Here is a 16937-nt window from a genome sequence, read left to right as displayed (position 1 = left end):
AGCATCTCTGGTATAAATTTACAGGCCAACGATGCGTGTATCAGCCAGAAGACCATCTGCGCCCTTAAAATTGCTGACCTGCCCTGCGGTCATCTGAAGGCGGCCAGATCGACCCTGGCCATCAACATACATACGCCCTCGCAGCTTTGCAGTCCCAGCCACCTCTTATTCGGCTTATATGACGGGGAAAAGCCCCATTTTGGAGAGGAAGGCCACCATCCTGTGCGCTTTGAAGTGTATCGCGTCGATCATGCGACGTTTTAAGCCCCCCGCCCAACTCAGTAAGCACCGCGACAATCCGACGGTCATCCATCTCCGCCCCTCAGCGCCAGCGACAAATACGGCGCAATCCGCTCCGGCTGGCCTTGAGGCAGCGAGAACACATCATTCACAAATTCACCCTACATCCACAAACATACGAATCATCAATTACCGTTCAGATCTGCAAGCCGCTCTCCAGTAAACTCGGGACAGTTCATTATCCCACAATCAGGTCAACCCTCAGGACGTACGGATCATACTGAGTATATTGAATTAATTTCGTGGATACCGAATCAACGCAACAACGATATCAGGCCATACCCGCTTTTCCTGATCCGGCAATACGATACGGATGCGGACCAGATCAGGAAGTCCATCCGTTGCCCATTCCGCCAGCCACTGCCCATGGGCAAAATAACTGATTTCCATATCTGAAACCGGAGACAGCAGAACGGCCCTTTGCGGCGCACCTGGCAATCCACGTGGCAGGACATGTTGATGGGGCAGCCAGGATAATAGCAGAACGTCCCCTTCACGGTTCAGACGGACATCCGCCAGACGATCGGCAGCCGTCATCGCAGCTCCCTCAGGCAGGCGGGTACGAAAAACCATGCCATGATGGGTGCCCGTCAACGTGCGCGTATCCAGACTGCTGCCGGGATCAGCCTGTTCGATCATCGACCTCAACAACCCGTCAAGATTGATCAGGCGCTCGCTTTCCTCAATCGACCGGCGCTGCCGTTCGAACACCGTTACGCCAAAATACGTTCCCTGCGTCAGCGTGGCCAGCAGAACGCCGAATATGACCAGAACCACCAGCAGTTCCAGCAGGGTAAAGCCAGCATCGGCGACAGGCCCCTCATATCGGCCGCAACGGATCATGGTCCGCCTCCTGCCGGCCCGCCAATACGCATCGTGCGCAGCAGGACCACGCGTGGATTATCCTCATCTGCCTGCATCGTGCTGCTTTCGCCACGCGACCACGTTTCCCTGACCTCGACGGAATAAAGTGTAAGATGCCCCGCGCTCTGGACCGGGGCGATGCGTAGCTGCCAGCGGAAGCCATGGCCGTCATCGCCTTCCTGCACCGTAGCCGCCACAGCCAGCCCATGCCCCACAACCGCCAGATGGGACTCGGCGCGCGACAGGGCCTCGGATGCGCGATCGGCGATCCATGCATTGCGCCATCCGCCCGTGCCCGTATCAAACAGGACACCCAGCGCAAGGGCGGCAATGACAAACGCCACCATGACCTCCAGCAGGGTAAAACCCGCGTCATGCCCCGCCCTCCCCGTCATGGAACGTTCTCACGCACCGTCACGCTCCCCGTCAGGGCATTGGCAGCAAGCGTGATCCGCCGCGCGCCCCGGAACAACGTGATCGTGCGGCCCGTCACACTCCCGTCGGGATGGAATACAAGGGTGACATTATCCGCCAGCATGACGCCATATGGCAGGGTATGGTCAGGTCTGCCCTCAATACCATACCATCTCTGTGAGGCATTGGTCATGAAGATGACCGGACGGGCCATGACAATCGCGGTCATCCGTCCATCACGCATGGCGGCAGTCATGCCCTGTGCCGCAACGCGCAATTCCAGCGTGGGTGAATGCATGGGCCCACGGGACAGGACCACCATACCGACCAGCCCCAGCACCGCCAGCACCACGATCATTTCAATAAGGGTGAACCCCTCCGCACGTTTTTCGCTAGTGCTGCGCAAGGTCGTTCAGCCCAAGCATGGCCAGCATCAACGACGATACGATACCGGCAATCATGGCCCCCATGATGATGGTAATCAAAGGTACCAGCAGGGCAACCAGACGCTGTACCCGCAGGCGCACCTGTTCTTCGTGAATGCCAGCGGCCCGTAACGCCAGCGGACCAAGCTGCGCCGTATCTTCCCCCAGCCGGATCAGATGGATGGTGCGCGATGGAAACAGCCCCGATGCGCCCAGCGAACGTGACAGCACGCCACCGCTCCGGGCGGTATCCGTTGCCTGCTCCACTGCCCCCAGCACGGCCCGGTTGCCAATCACGTCACGAACAATGCCCAGCGCCGCCAGCAGGGGCACGCCGTTGGTCAGCAGGGTACCCAGCGTACGTGTAAAGCGCGCGGCAATCGTCTCGCGCAACAACATGCCAATCACAGGCAGATGCAGCCATAACCGGTCGGCGCGCAGGCGGGGACCGGGCTGGCGGAGCATCCACCTGCCCCCCATGCCGATCAGAAACAGGCCGAACAGCATGATGATCCCGTATTGCCCCAGCCAGTGACCCGCCCCGATCAACAGACGGGTGGAAGGCGGCAGTGTCGCCCCGTTTTCCATGAATAACGGCACGAACTGCGGCAGCACCTGCGTCAGAAGCAGAACGACGGACCCAACGGCTGCGACCGACAGCAGGGCGGGATAGATCATGGCGGACTGGATGGTTGCAACCAGCGCGCGTTCACGCTCCATCATGCCCGCCAGATGTTCAAGCGTGGCAGGCAGGCTGCCCCCCGCTTCGGCCGCACGCACCAGCCCGACATACAGCGGCGGAAAGCTGTCGGGGCATGAAGCCAGCGCCACATGCAGGCTGCGCCCGTCACGCAGCGCAACGCGGATACGCTCCAGCACCGCGCGCATACGTGACCCGCCCGCCGTTTCGACCAGAAACCGCATCGCCCGGTCCAGATCCTGTCCAGCCGCCAGCATGACGGAAAGCTCCCGCGTCATGTGCGTGACCTCCGCCCGCCGCAGGCCATGACGGCGACCGGCAAAACGGAGTTTTCCCGACGGTAGCCACCCCAGCAGAAACCGGGTTATCCCCATACCCCCCGGTTCAGCCCGAAGCGGGAGATTGCCCTGCCGTCGTATCCATGCGACGGCTTCGGCCTCGCTACCGGCACTGACCATGCCCCGTATGGTCTGCCCATCGGGCGTAAGGGCCGAAAAGCGGAATGTATGGCTGGCGGGTGAAGGCTGGCTCATGGCTGTTCCGCCCGTATGCTGCGGGTGACTTCCTCGATTGTGGTCTGGCCTGCAAGGGCGGCGTTCAGCCCCGCTTCGAACATTGGCACCATGCCGCCCGCAATCGCCGCACGTTCAATGGCTGCGTGGTCGCCACCGGTGAAGACCAGATGCGTAACCGCCTCATCAGGCATCAGGAATTCCGTAATGGCCAGACGCCCGGCGTACCCGGTGTGACGGCAACGGGGGCAGCCCACGGGTTGAAACAGGGTGACGGCCTGCCCGCCGCTGCGTTCCGCCAGTCCGAAACGGGCAATCAGTTCGGACGATGCCGGCCGGGGCTGGCGGCATGCCCCGCACAGCCGCCGCACCAGCCGTTGCGCCATGACCCCACGCAGCACGGCTGTCAGCAGATAATCTTCCACCCCCATGTCGCGCAGGCGCACAATGGCGGCAGCAGCAGAGTTCGTATGCAGCGTGGACAGGACCAGATGTCCGGTCAAGGCGGCCTGAACCGCAATCTGGGCAGTTTCCACGTCCCGGATTTCACCCACCATCACCACATCCGGATCCTGTCGCAGGATGGCACGCAGCAATGTCGCAAAATTCAGGCCGATCTGTGGCTTGACCTGAATCTGGCTGATGCCGGGCAACTGGAATTCAATCGGGTCTTCGACGGTGACCACATTGCGATCAACCGTATTCAGGGTCAGCAGACCGGAATAAAGGGTCGTGGTTTTTCCCGATCCGGTCGGCCCCGTCACCAGCACCATGCCATTGGGCAGCGTCAGCGTCCGGGTCAGGCAGGCGACGACGGCGGGCGCAATGCCCAGGGCAGCATAATCAAAAGTGACAGCCGAGCGGTCCAGAACGCGGAGCACCACCGTCTCACCATGCAGGGAAGGAATGGTGGAGACACGGAAATCGACCTCATGCCCCCGGATGGGCAGCCGGATGCGGCCGTCCTGCGGCAGGCGGCGTTCGGCAATATCCAGCCGCGCCATGATCTTGATACGTGAGATGACAGCCGCGGTCAGTGACACTGGCGGGCTTTCGACTTCATGCAATATGCCAACATAGCGATAGCGTATGCGCAGGCGATCCTCGAAGGGTTCGATATGAATATCGGATGCCCGGTTTTCGACCGCGCGGAAGATGATCTGGTTGACAAGCCGGATAACCGGCGCTTCGGATGCCATGTCGCGCAGGCGTTCCGTATCTTCCTCAAACGGCGTATCTGATTTTTCTTCCCCCTCCGCCGCATCGGACGGGGGATAGAGACGTTCGAAGGCCGCCTCGATCTCGACAGGAATTGCAATGGCGGGTGTCACCGCAAGCCCCGTGGCGGCGGTGATGGCGGCCGCGGCAAAATGGTCCAGCGGATCAGTCAGCGCAACGACAAGCGTATGCTCCGTGCGGGCGATCGGCAGCGCGTGGACATCACGCAGGAAACGAGGCTGCAACCTGTCGGCCAGGATGGGTTCAGCAGGAAACCGGTCAGGGCCGACAACGGGTATTCCCAGCAGTTCGGCATAGGCTTCCGCCAGCCCCCGTTCCGAAATCAGCCCAAGCCGCAGAAGCGCGATATCAACCCGCCCCCCCATATCCGCCGCCGCCCGGCGTGCGCGATCGAGCGTGCGCGAATCACACCGCCCCGTCCGGACCAGAAGCTGCAGCAGGCGTGCGTCCACTGTCCCGGGTGCAGGTGGCCCCTCCGTCACCATCACCGGTGCGGGACCGGCATCCCCGTGCGGTTCCATCATCATGACGCGCCGCCCCCCACACCCGAAAGGAACACAAGCCACATCATCAGACCCAGTCCCGGCCCGAACGGGATGCGGATGGCTGTTACATGCCCGCGTTCGCTGTGCGCTGGCGCAACCTCCATCTGCCTGCGCAGGGACAGGCCGGTATATGCCACACCCGTTGCAACCAACGTCACGATGGCGGCCCCCGTGACAACGAAAGGCAGGGAGCCCAGACCCGTCCACGCCCCGGCCGCCGCCAGCAGCTTTGCATCCCCCATGCCCAGCCCCTCATACCCACGCAGGCGGCGGTAAGTCAGCGCGATCAGACGAAAACCGCCGTACCCCGCTGCCGCTGCAACCGTATGTTCGGGCACGGCCGCAGGCGACAGCAGGCGACACGACAGCAATCCCCCCAGCAGCAACGGCAGGGTCAACGCATCGGGCAGACGCTGGGTTTTCAGGTCAATCCAGCCCAGCGCAAGAAGGGTCCAGCCCAGCGCGCATCCGCTCCATATCCATACCGGGTCCGGTGTGGAAAAACGCATGTATCCAGCACAGGCCACGATAACAGCCGCCCCCAGCGCCAGCAGTTCGACAAGGGGATGGAACCGGCCGATGGCCGCACGGCAGTACCGGCACCGCCCACGTGTCCCGGCATAACTCAGTAACGGCACCAGATCGCGGGCCATCAGCCGCGATCCGCAGTGCTCACAGGCGGAGCGGGACAATACAACCGGCTGACCGACCGGCAGGCGCCGGATCAGGACACCAAGGAATGATCCCGCAAAAGGGGCGGCCAGCAGCGCGATGAGAAGCGTTCCATCCATCCGCGCATTTCCCTTCTAGGGGTTGCATATCTGGTGGGCGGAATCATCCCCATGGCCAGCCGGTCCGGCCGAGCACAGATCATAATCATGGTCGGGACGATCGGAAGGATTGCGATAGATATAGGGATGGTTCCACGGATCGAGTAACGGGTGACTGTCCTTTACATAGGGACCATTCCACGTCTCGGCATCAGCGGGGCGGGTCACAAGGGCCTGCAGCCCTTCATCGGTGGAGGGATAGGATCCGACATCAAGTTTATACAGGTCAAGGATCTGCCCCATCCGTTCGATTGACTGCCGGGCGACGGAGGTACGCGCCCCACCCAGCTGGCGCAGGGCCGCCGGGGCGACCAGTCCGATCAGCAGGCCAAGGATTGCGATAACGACCAGCAGTTCGATTAACGTGAATCCTTTTTCGTCGCGTTTTTTGTGGAACCCTATGAAACGGGCAGATTTTTTTCTTTTCCCTGAAATAAACCGCCGTTCTTTTCTTGCGTTTTGCAAATGATCGCGCGGGGCTGTCCCGCCGCATGGCACGGCGCCACGGTCAGAAGGTGTGGGAGAACGATGGGAATTCCGTATCTGGCCTGCATGGCGCTTGTCGCATCGCTCTATCATCTTCCGCCGCGCGTACTGCCCGCAATCCAGGCGGTGGAGGGCGGTTATCCCGGTCTGGAACACCCCAATACCAACGGCACCCGTGATCTGGGGGTCATGCAGGTCAATACGGCGTGGCTTGGTCCACTGGTCCGTTATACCGGCACACCCATGGCCACGGTCTATCGCCGGTTGCGTGATGACGCCTGCTACAACATTGCGGCGGCGGGGGCGATCATGCGCACCCAGATGGATGCCACGCATGACGGTCTGCTTCGGGCTGTCGGCAATTACCATTCCCATACTCCCGACCTGAACCGGGCCTATCAGTTGCAGGTCATGCAATCGGCAGCCCGCCTGTTTGCCGCGGCACAGACGGGGCGATGAAACGTCCTCGCCATACTGGCCGATACGTTCCCCGACACCCGGAACACACCATGGATGCGAGAGTTTCCCTGACCATGAAAATACGCGACGTCCGGGACTGGTGGTTACGACAGATGCACGATCTGCTTCCTGCGTGGTTTATACGTGAAAGCCGTGCATTCGATGGCTACATGATCGACTACCTGCCCGATGGGGTCATGCTGCGCCTGCCGGATGGAACGGCCGTGTCCCTGCCTGGCCCTGCGCCGCAGGTGGATGGCGGGGGCATACCTGCGGCCGATCAGTTCACCCTGCACGACGCGCTGACGGCGATCGTGGCCACCTATGGCCGCAGGGAAGTCATCCTGCGGCCCAATCCCACAATGCTGCTGGAACGTGAAGTAATCCTGCCGACAGCCGCGGAACACTCACTTGACCACGTTCTGGTTTACGAAATGGACCGCCTGACGCCCTTTGCCGCTGCGGATGTTGTCTTCGGTGCGCGGATCATGCGGCGGGACATGGCGGCGGGACGGCTGCATGTATGTCTTTCCCTTGTGCCGACCGCAGCACTGGGCGGGCTGCTGCCTGTCCTGCGCAGTGCCGGCATGGAGCCACTGGCGCTGGAAATTCTCCGGCCCGGGCCAGGCCCGCTGCACCTTTCACTGACACAGCGGAGGTCAATGGCGCAGCGTCGTGCCCGGCACCTGCTTACCGGGGTGGCAGCGATATGCGGGGGGCTGGCGGTCGTGGCCCTGGTCCTGCCCTTTGCATTGCAGTCCGTGGCTTACGCGCGGCTGGACCGCCGCATGGCCAGTGTGCGTGCCCCCGCACTGGCCGCAACCCGGATCAGACAGGACATACAGGGCGAGGCTGCGGGACGAAACCTTATACGCACCGAACAGCAGCGACTGGGCAATCCCCTTGTCATACTTGGCGCCCTGACCACTGCGCTGTCCGATGATACCTACCTGACCGACCTGTCCCTGCAGCAGGGGCGACTGCTGATAAGCGGCCAGTCACATGCAACGACTGCGGTCATACAGGCGATGAACGCCGACCCGGTTTTTATGGCGCCTTCCTTCGCAGCCCCCGTCACCCGGTCCAGTGACCGGGGCTACAGCCAGTTTTCCATACAGGCCACGGTGGGAAAGCGCTGATGGTGTCCCAGCCCCCTCCCACCATGACACAGGGCATCCTGCCCGAAGGGCGGTCTGGCAGGATACTGGCATGCGCCATGGCGGGGATTGTCGTTCTGGTAATGTGGAATGGCATCGCGCTGCCACTGATGGGCTGGTACCATCAACGGGCCGAAGCACTAAACATGCGTGCCGCAATGACTGCGCGCATGACCGAACTGGCGGCCGCCCTGCCTGCCCTGCGCCAGCGGGCTGCGACATCCCGGCCCGGCCCGTCGTTTTTCCTCAACGGGGCCAACGACACGGTCACTGCCGCCGCGTTGCAGGACCGGGTGCAGGCCATGGCAACAGCGCTGGGAGCCACGCTGTCGAGTGTGGAAACCCTGCCCGTCGTGCAGTCCGGGGCCTATCACCGCATCAGCGTGCGGATTGCCACCACGGTTTCCTTTGAAACGGATGTCCGGCTGCTGGATGCCATCGCACGGGCAACACCGGCAATGGTGGTTGATGAACTGCAACTGCACCTTGCCGCGGGGGCGCGGCGTGACAATCCCATGCTGGATACGGCCATGACCGTCATTGCCTACAGGCCGGAAGGCGACACGCCGCGCAAGGGGGCGCGATGATCCGCCTTTCCCTGCCACCCCGGCTGCCGGTTCCGGCCGGACTGCTGGCGCTGGTCTGCTGTGGTGTGGTGCTGGCGGGCATTGTGGTTGAAGAATGCCACAGCCCCGCCCCCCATCCACCCGCGCAACCTGATATCCTCAGGGGACTGCCCACGGCGCAGCAAACTGCGCAGAATGGGACGGACCGGCTGGAAGGCGGGCTGCCGCCCATCCTCCAGCGTCCCCTGTTCGTCCCCTCCCGTCGTGCGGCGAATGACGGCACCACGGCCACGGCGGGCATGCGGTTGAGTGGCATCGTGATCGGACCGGGCGGCATCAGGACCGCCATCTTTTCCCTGCCCCGCGGCGCGCTGCCACCGGGCATCCTGCACGCCCCCGGCAGCCCCCGGGTTGCAGGCAGTCGCGGCATACTGGCGCGCGAGGGGGACGTGATCGGACCATGGCACATACGCCGGATCGGACCAGAAACCGTGGGGGTGGACGGCAGTAACGGCATGACGGAACTGCGCCCCGATCGGGAACGGGGTGGCGGCAAACGCGCCCCACCGGGCAGCCAGCAGGGCGACGATGCGTCTGCCGGTCCGGATGATGCCATTACAATCCCTGAAGCACGCTTTCCCGTTCCCCCGCCCCCTCCGGCCCGGTCGCATCCATGAATCCATTTTCCGTTACCCCTGCCCGCTTCGCCACCCTGTCCAGGTGGTGTGCCGCCCTGCTGGCGTGCATGTCCATGACAGGATGCGATACGGGCGCGCCACCCAGGGTATCGCCATTGCCCGGTCCCCAGTTGCTGCATGGCGGGGCCGAGCCCCCGGTAAACGGGCCGGTCGGATCGACCGATCACCCCATGACCGCACAGGTCAGCTATGGCCGTGATACCGTTCCCCATCTGGGCCACGGGGTGCAGACAACTCCATCAGGAACCGTGACGCTGGATTTTGCCGATACGGATATCCGTGATGTCGTGGCGCAGATATTGGGCAATGTGCTGCACGTCAATTACACGATCGATCCAGCGGTAACAGGCACGGTGACACTTCATACCGCAACACCGCTGCTGAGCAGGGAAATGCTGCCTGTCCTGCAGATGCTCCTGTCGGAAGTGGGGGCGACCCTGGACCGGGTGGGCGATCTGTACCGGGTAACGCCCGGTGCCGCCAGGCCTGCGGGCACGGCTGCCGGTGCGGGTGCCGCAGGCGGCAGCCCGGTGGGGCTGGCGGAAGATCCGGCAATGGCGGGCAGCATCATGGTGCCACTGCGCTATGCCGGGGCGGAAGACCTTGCCAAGGCGCTGCAGCCCTTCGTGCAGGGCAGCGGCCATGTCACCGCGGCCAGCGGGGCGAATGCGCTGCTTGTCGCCGGTGATCCCGTCACGCGCAATACGATCGTGGATCTGATCCATGCCTTCGATGTCGATATGCTGGCGGGGCAGTCCTATGCCCTTCTGCCCGTCTCTTCCGGGGCAGCGCGCGACATGGCCACGGCGTTGCAGGAAGCCCTGCGCGGACATGGCGGCGCACTGGCGCAGGTGGTTCGGGTCATTGCGATGTCGCGCGTGGATGCCGTGCTGGTTGTCGCCAGTTCCGCCCGGTACATTGCCGATACGCGCCGGCTATTCGATCTGCTGGAACGCACCCGGCGGACGACAATGCGTACGTGGCACGTCTATTATATCCAGAATACCAATGCCAATGACGCGGCCTATATCCTGCAGCAGGCCTTCACCCCTGATGACGTGACGGCCCAGCCCACCCAGCCACCACAGGCAAATATTCCCGGTGCGGGCCAGCAGGCCACCACAGGCATGACGGGTGGTGGGGGCCTGTCCGGACTGGGGGGCATGCAGTCCGGCAGTACGCTGGGAGGCGGGACCGGACTGGCCGGCGGCACGGGCATGATGTCTGGTATCACGCAGCCCGGAACACAGGTCGGTGCGGCAGGCGGCACGCAGCCTGCGAACGCCAATCCGTTGCTGGGCGGTCTTGACAATACCGCCGGGGGAAACGGTCGGGCCCGGGGCATGCGGATCATCCCCAGCCCCCAGCATAACGCGCTGCTGATCTATGCCACCGATCAGGAAAACGACACGATTGAAGACATGCTGCGCAAGGTGGACATCCTTCCCGTGCAGGTACGCATCGATGCCGTGATTGCCGAAGTGCAACTGAATGACGCCCTGCGCTACGGCACACAGTTCTTTTTCAAGTCAGGTGGCATCAACGGCGTGCTGAGCAGCAACAGCCAGACCATTACCACCGGCAAGCTGGCTTCCGCCGCGTTCAGTCATACCCTGCCCGGTTTCATCATCGGCAGCGCAAGTGGCAGCGGCGGGGCGCCCATCGCCCTGGATGCGCTGCAGAATGTGACGAAGGTGCATGTCCTGTCCTCGCCCCAGATCATGGTTCTGGACAACCAGCCTGCGCGCCTGCAGGTGGGGCAGCTTGTTCCGATCCAGACGGGATCACAGTCCAGCACGATCGGGACCTCGATCTACAACCAGTTCACGTACCAGCCCACCGGGGTCATCATGCAGGTGACGCCACGGGTCAATAACGGCGGACTGGTGACGCTGGACATCTCGCAGGAAGTCAGCTCGGTCAGTTCCACATCATCCAGCACGGTCAACCCGACCTTCAATGACCGCTCCGTCACGTCCCGCGTAGTGATACAGGACGGGCAGACACTGGGGCTGGCCGGATTGATCACCGATACATCTTCGCGCAACAACAGCGGCATTCCATGGCTGAAGGATATCCCGGTGCTGGGCATACTGGCAGGCGACCAGAGCAATAACCGCCAGCGCACGGAACTGCTGGTTCTCATTACCCCCCACGTCATACATGATCAGCGGGACGCACAGGCGCTGACCGCTGACCTGCGCGATACATTGCCCAATGCGGCCGGCGTGCCTGATGAACTGACGAACATGCGGTCCACCGGCAGTGCCGACCCGCAGGCCCGTATCCGCCGTGGCGTCGGGCTGGGGCCGTGAAGACACCGCCACCACGTATACGAACCACGACCGATGGTGGCTTCGCACTGCTGATCGTATTGTGGGCAGTGGTCCTGCTGTCATTCCTGGCATTTGCCATCGCATCCGCAGGGCGGGGGCAAATGCGTACGACCGATCTGCTGCGTCTTCATGCCCGCCTGCAGCAGGAAGCTGACGGAGGGATATGGGAAGCGGCGTTCCACCTGCTTGATACCTCGGCCGGGCACTGGGGGGCGGATGGAACCGACCACCTGATCCGGCACGGGAACACGCGGCTGGATCTACGGATCACCAGTGAAGCGGGAAAGATCAATCCCAACATTGCCTCAACCGGGCTACTGCTGGCGCTGTTACGGGCAACAGGGTTGGACATGCACGAAGCACAGGCGCTGACCCTCAATATCCGTGCATGGCGCTTCCCTGCATCATCGGACAGCATCGTACTACCCGGCGGACCGGCCGCCTATGCCGCAGCCGGCCTGCCCTACGGACCACCGGGCGCACCGTTCCAGAGTGTGGGGGAACTGCGCCTGGTGCTGGGCATGACGCCCGTGATCGCGGCCCAGCTCATCCCACATCTGAGCATATACTGGGATGACGGGCCGATCGTGGAACACGCTGACCCGGTGGTGCGTCAGGTCGTGATAAACGCCGGACACACTTTCCCCACTGGGGGAATGGCCCGGGCCGAGCAGGTGGTCAGTATTGAATCCGCCGCGCAGGACGGGTCTGGCGCACGTGCCTTCCGTCATGCGATCATCATGAAGGCGCCTGCGGATAACGCTGCAGCCCCCGTCCGGGTACTGGAATGGGACATTCCCGAAGAAAAATAAAAACGTATGGCTGTTCTTATGGCCTGTATTAAAAATGCGTTAAAATATTTTCCTGTCCGGGCAACCTGTTCATGAGCCTGCCGTTCGAGACACGAGATGTCATGCCTGTATTTATCAAAATATGACGACATGATTCTCAAATACAACGAAAATAGACGCGACAGTCATGATCGTGTGTTTATGCCCTGAAACAGACAGCGACAACGATACGGAACAAGTAATGACGTCGAGTCCATAACCCGTATACTTCGGCACGGCGTCTGAAGTGCGGGATCATCCTATGCCGGAGTACGTAGAAATGGAAATTTCCAATCAGGATGTCTCCAGAATAATCGGCAACGGTCATTCTGGCCGAAAAGTGTATGGAACCGCCATCAGACTGGTCCTTGCCTGTGCCATTACGGGCAGTGTCCCCCTTGTCACGGCGCACGCGCAGACCGCAGTCACCCCGGTGCCCGGTTTTCCGGCGCCTACCACCCATACACAACAGGTCTATAGCCCGTTCGACACGTTCACCTCCCGATGGACACGTGCGGATGCACGGCAGATCAAGGCCCGATCCGACCCGAATGTTGCCGTAGGGGCGAATTCCATGCCGACCAGCGTGACAATGCCCGATATTCCTGCCGACTTTCCCCAGACGAACCCGGATGTATGGCTATGGGATACATGGACATTGATCGATGCCCACGCCAACCAGTTCAGCTATAATGGATGGGAAGTCATTTTCGCGCTGACGGCTGATCCCAATGCCGGATATACCTTTGATGACCGGCACGTGCATGCGCGTATCAGTTATTTCTACCGTCGTGCGGGCATCCCCGCTTCGGCGCGGCCACGTAACGGGGGGTGGATATATGGCGGTCACCTGTTCCCCGATGGGGCCAGCGTCAAGGTGTTCGGTTCCACCCCGCTGACCAACAATGCCGAATGGTCAGGATCGACGCGCCTGCTGAAAACGGACGGAAACGAAGTAGCGGTGTTTTATACCGCACTTGGCTTCAACCGCACGGCGGAGGGGGCGAACATCGCGCCCCCCGTTGCGATCATTTCCAAGACGAACGGCAGGATCCATGCAGACCTGAACCATGTCTGGTTTACCGGGTTCAATAACCATACCGGGCTGCTGCAGCCTGATGGAACCTATTACCAGACCGGGCAGCAGAATGAATTCTACTCTTTCCGTGATCCCTTCACGTTCGAGGATCCGCAGAACCCCGGGCAGACATTCATGGTATTCGAAGGCAACACGGCGGGCGAACGCGGCGCAAAGGACTGCACGGCAGCCGACCTGGGTTATCAGGCGGGTGACCCCAATGCCGAAGATCTGGATACCGTACAGAATTCGGGAGCGACATACCAGAAAGCCAATATCGGCCTGGCGGTATCCACCGACAGTTCACTGACGCAATGGCGTTTCCTGCCGCCCCTTATTTCCGCGAACTGTGTCAACGACCAGACGGAACGGCCTCAGGTCTATATCAAGGATGGGAAATACTATCTGTTCACCATCAGTCATCGCTCAACCTTCGCAGCAGGCATTGATGGACCAGATGGGGTTTATGGTTTTGTCGGCAATGGCCTGAGAAGCGATTTCGAACCGCTGAACTGGGGCAGCGGTCTGGCGCTGGGCAACCCCACCGACCTCAATACCGCAGCGGGTTCGGATTTTGATCCCGATCCACAGCAGAACCCACGTGCCTTTCAGGCGTATTCGCATTATGTGATGCCCAATGGTCTGGTTGAATCGTTTATCGACACGGTAGAAGGCCGGCGGGGCGGGGCACTGGCGCCCACCGTGAAGATCCAGATCAGTGATGCAACGACCCAGATCGACCTGTCATATGGTCAGAACGGGCTGGGTGGATATGGCAATATCCCGGCAAACCGGTATGATCTGGACTGGCAGGGGTTTGTGCGTGACCTGCTGCAGTCCGGAAGATCGCCCAATGCCAGTATATCACTTGCCTCGTTCGTACAGCAGCAATAATGCGGCAGTTGTTCATATGATGCCCACATTCCTGAGGGGGAGCCATCAATAACATGCGGGCAGAAATGATACGGTGGACTGTATTGATGGCATTATCGACCAACCTGCCTGCGCTGGTGACAGCGCAGGCAGCCGACATGCAACAGACCGCGCCATTACAGGGCGCCACCCCACAGTGGCGCCCGCTGTTGCATTATACGCCCCAACGTAACTGGATGAATGATCCCAATGGCCCATTTTTTTACAAGGGAGTCTATCATCTTTTCTATCAGTACAATCCTGTAGCCTCCGAATGGGGGAATATGTCCTGGGGATATGCGACCAGCACGGACCTGCTGCATTGGCATGAACATGATGTCGCCCTTCCGTCCAATGAGACAAAAGACATTTTTTCCGGAACAGTCGTGGCGGACACCCACAATACATCCGGGCTGGGCACGACAAACAATCCGCCGCTGGTGGCACTGTACACCAGTGTTTTCAAGAAAAACGCGTCCAGAGAACCCGGCGTGCAGGCGCAGTCCCTTGCATACAGTCTTGACAATGGCCAGACATGGAAACCCTACCAGAAGGACCCTGTCCTGACGTTATCACCGGATTCACTTCACTTTCGTGACCCCGGCGTGTTCTGGTACGCGCCCGGTGGTTACTGGATCATGGCAACGGTCGTTGCAAATGCACCGGTCGTCAAACTATACAAATCGGTCAACCTGACGGACTGGACATTCCTCAGCGATTTCGGTCCGGCCGGCTTTATTCGCCCGGGAATGTTATGGGAAATGCCATCGCTATTTCCCCTGCCCCTGGACGGGAATCCGGCACAGCAGAAATGGGTCCTGATGCTGGGGATCAATCCATGGAGCATCGCGGGCGGATCGGGCAGCATCTATTTCGTTGGGTCCTTCGATGGCACGGCATTCCACCCGGACAGACTGCCGCCCGATGGATCAGACCCGGCAGCATATGACTGGCTCGATCACGGGGCGGACCATTATGCCGCAATCCCGTTTGCTGGCCTGCCTGAAAACACACCTGTTACCATCGGCTGGATGAATAACTGGGACTATGCCTCCCAGGTACCGACATCGCCATGGAAAGGTCAGATGACTCTCCCCATGACCATGGCCCTGCGAACAATTGATGGCACCCCCCAGCTTTGCCTGACCCCCGAAAGCCATTACACTGCGTTGGTCGCGGCCCGACCGACGCTATCTTTCGACGGGTTGCAGGTATTCTCGGGACGCCATCTGCTACCTGACCGTGTGCATGGTCAGGTTCTGGATATTGACATGAGCATGCACATACAAAACGCGGATCGTGCCGGAATAGTCGTGCGGGCCACACCCGATGGCCATACCGGCACAAATATTGCTTACGATATGAAAAAGCATGTGTTGACCGTCGACCGGTCACGTTCGGGCCTGACTGATTTCTCACCAAAATTCAGTCATGAACATATCGTCAATATGCCTTCGCAGACAGGGGACATTTCTTTACATGTTATTGTTGACCGCAATTCTATTGAAATTCTTTCCCGAAACGGTTCTGTCGTCATAACAGACCTTATCTTCCCACCTGCCAGGGCTGATCGTGTCATAGCCTTTTCCGAAAACGGCATGACAGAATTCAGGCATATGAAAATCACCCCCCTTGATAGCAACTAATGGTTGAAGATTTTTAATTTAATTATATTATGATACAACCATTTAGTACTTTAACTTCGGAATGAAACGTACAGCTGTTTATTATTAGCATGATGCAGTCTGTCTGGATCTCTTTAATCGAGAAAGTCCATCCGAGGGGCAAGACCCCGCCGAAGAACCTTCGGCGGAAGATTTCCGTGACCTTCTGATGGCATACAAACGGCGCAAAGTGGAGTGCCCTGCCAGCTACTGTTGGGTCCCTGGTTAACCGCCGCACAATTGTTTATCCGATGGTCGAGGCTCCACGTGTGGCAGCACCTTGAGGTGGTCCCGTCCGTTCGGACAGCTTTGTGGGCTTGATAAGCTATACCCGGTTGTTGTTATGCCGCCCTTCTGACGGCGTTGCTGTTGGCTATCTGGTCCGGGGTTAACCCCGGACCAGATGGCGTCGGCACGTCATGATACGCCTCATCGGGCGTACGTCCAGCCAGCGCCGTATGCGGACGCCTTTCGTTATAGTGGGCGATCCATCTGCCAAGCCCGGCCCTCAGCTCCGATCCGGTCTCGAACGCGTGCAGGTAGACGCATTCATATTTCAGCGACCGCCACAGACGCTCGATGAACACGTTATCCAGCCATCGCCCACGCCCGTCCATACTGATGCGGATCTGACGCTCTTCCAGTATCCCGGTGAAACGGGGTGTCGTAAATTGCGACCCCTGGTCAGTATTGAAAATGTCCGGGGCGCCATAGCGCATGAGGGCATCCTGTAGCGCCTCGATACAGAACTCCACGTCCATCGTGTTCGACAGACGCCAGGACAGGACCTTGCGCGTGAACCAGTCCATTATCGCCACGAGATAGAGAAATCCCCGTTTCATGGGAATATATGTGATATCGGAACACCAGACCTGGTCAGGCCGATTGATGACCAGATCCCGCAGAAGATATGGATATTTCC

At 60.6% G+C, this 16937-nt stretch carries 16 protein-coding genes; 8 read left to right on the top strand and 8 right to left on the bottom strand.

All coding sequences use genetic code 11. The annotated features are described in order from the left end of the window. Positions 1–534: 534 nt before the first annotated feature. From CFR80_RS07925 to gspG, 7 genes are read right to left on the bottom strand one after another with little or no spacing between them, the layout of a single operon-like run. Positions 535–1143: a prepilin-type N-terminal cleavage/methylation domain-containing protein gene (locus CFR80_RS07925; protein WP_010515405.1), complete on the bottom strand. Its 609-nt coding sequence runs from the start codon at positions 1141–1143 to the stop codon at positions 535–537. Then, positions 1140–1559 carry a PulJ/GspJ family protein gene (locus tag CFR80_RS07920; protein ID WP_010515406.1) on the bottom strand — a complete coding sequence of 140 codons (420 nt, stop codon included), beginning with the start codon at positions 1557–1559 and terminating at the stop codon, positions 1140–1142. Before CFR80_RS07920 ends, CFR80_RS07925 begins: the two co-directional genes overlap by 4 nt. Beyond that, positions 1556–1984 (bottom strand): prepilin-type N-terminal cleavage/methylation domain-containing protein, encoded by a 429-nt coding sequence (locus tag CFR80_RS07915; RefSeq protein ID WP_029329608.1) that lies wholly within the window; start codon positions 1982–1984, stop codon positions 1556–1558. The genes CFR80_RS07920 and CFR80_RS07915 overlap by 4 nt, the downstream gene beginning before the upstream one ends. Next, positions 1971–3236, bottom strand: a complete 1266-nt coding sequence (locus CFR80_RS07910; protein WP_258367747.1) for a type II secretion system F family protein — start codon at positions 3234–3236, stop codon at positions 1971–1973. The genes CFR80_RS07915 and CFR80_RS07910 overlap by 14 nt, the downstream gene beginning before the upstream one ends. Continuing rightward, positions 3233–4981, bottom strand: a complete 1749-nt coding sequence (locus tag CFR80_RS07905) for a GspE/PulE family protein (RefSeq protein WP_258367746.1) — start codon at positions 4979–4981, stop codon at positions 3233–3235. Before CFR80_RS07905 ends, CFR80_RS07910 begins: the two co-directional genes overlap by 4 nt. Next, on the bottom strand, positions 4978–5790 hold the full coding sequence (locus CFR80_RS07900; RefSeq protein ID WP_110507215.1) for a prepilin peptidase: 813 nt from the start codon (positions 5788–5790) through the stop codon (positions 4978–4980). The genes CFR80_RS07905 and CFR80_RS07900 overlap by 4 nt, the downstream gene beginning before the upstream one ends. A gap of 15 nt (positions 5791–5805) precedes the next feature. After that, on the bottom strand, positions 5806–6231 hold the full coding sequence (gspG, locus tag CFR80_RS07895) for a type II secretion system major pseudopilin GspG (protein WP_258367748.1): 426 nt from the start codon (positions 6229–6231) through the stop codon (positions 5806–5808). Positions 6232–6357: 126 nt separating this feature from the next. Between gspG and CFR80_RS07890 the strand changes: the two genes are divergently transcribed. The 8 genes from CFR80_RS07890 (at position 6358) to CFR80_RS07855 (ending at position 15997) form a co-directional block, all read left to right on the top strand. Continuing rightward, positions 6358–6774: a lytic transglycosylase domain-containing protein gene (locus CFR80_RS07890; RefSeq protein WP_110507214.1), complete on the top strand. Its 417-nt coding sequence runs from the start codon at positions 6358–6360 to the stop codon at positions 6772–6774. A 113-nt stretch (positions 6775–6887) separates the two neighbouring features. Beyond that, positions 6888–7913 (top strand): PilN domain-containing protein, encoded by a 1026-nt coding sequence (locus CFR80_RS07885; RefSeq protein ID WP_110507213.1) that lies wholly within the window; start codon positions 6888–6890, stop codon positions 7911–7913. Then, entirely contained in the window at positions 7913–8518 is a 606-nt protein-coding gene (gspM, locus tag CFR80_RS07880; RefSeq protein ID WP_110507212.1) for a type II secretion system protein GspM, read from the top strand. The genes CFR80_RS07885 and gspM overlap by 1 nt, the downstream gene beginning before the upstream one ends. After that, on the top strand, positions 8515–9174 hold the full coding sequence (locus tag CFR80_RS07875) for a hypothetical protein (RefSeq protein ID WP_110507211.1): 660 nt from the start codon (positions 8515–8517) through the stop codon (positions 9172–9174). Before gspM ends, CFR80_RS07875 begins: the two co-directional genes overlap by 4 nt. Further along, positions 9171–11510 (top strand): type II secretion system secretin GspD, encoded by a 2340-nt coding sequence (gene gspD, locus CFR80_RS07870; protein WP_110507210.1) that lies wholly within the window; start codon positions 9171–9173, stop codon positions 11508–11510. The genes CFR80_RS07875 and gspD overlap by 4 nt, the downstream gene beginning before the upstream one ends. After that, positions 11507–12343, top strand: a complete 837-nt coding sequence (locus CFR80_RS07865; protein ID WP_110507209.1) for a type II secretion system minor pseudopilin — start codon at positions 11507–11509, stop codon at positions 12341–12343. The genes gspD and CFR80_RS07865 overlap by 4 nt, the downstream gene beginning before the upstream one ends. A gap of 298 nt (positions 12344–12641) precedes the next feature. Next, the gene (locus CFR80_RS07860; protein WP_082071134.1) at positions 12642–14333 is read left to right on the top strand and encodes a glycoside hydrolase family 68 protein; all 1692 of its coding nucleotides are present in this window, start codon (positions 12642–12644) and stop codon (positions 14331–14333) included. 53 nt (positions 14334–14386) lie between these two features. Continuing rightward, a complete protein-coding gene (locus CFR80_RS07855; RefSeq protein WP_258367745.1) occupies positions 14387–15997 on the top strand; it encodes a glycoside hydrolase family 32 protein in 1611 nt (536 codons plus the stop codon). Between the two features lie 359 nt (positions 15998–16356). On the opposite strand, the gene CFR80_RS07850 is transcribed toward CFR80_RS07855, so the two are convergent. Further along, positions 16357–16937 (bottom strand): IS3 family transposase (locus CFR80_RS07850; protein ID WP_110507207.1); only part of this gene is annotated, 581 nt, incomplete at its 5' end.

Origin of the sequence: Komagataeibacter oboediens, from assembly GCF_003207815.1 — a bacterium.
In the GTDB taxonomy this organism is placed as follows: Bacteria; Pseudomonadota; Alphaproteobacteria; order Acetobacterales; family Acetobacteraceae; genus Komagataeibacter; species Komagataeibacter oboediens.
This window is presented reverse-complemented; position numbering and strand designations above follow the sequence as displayed.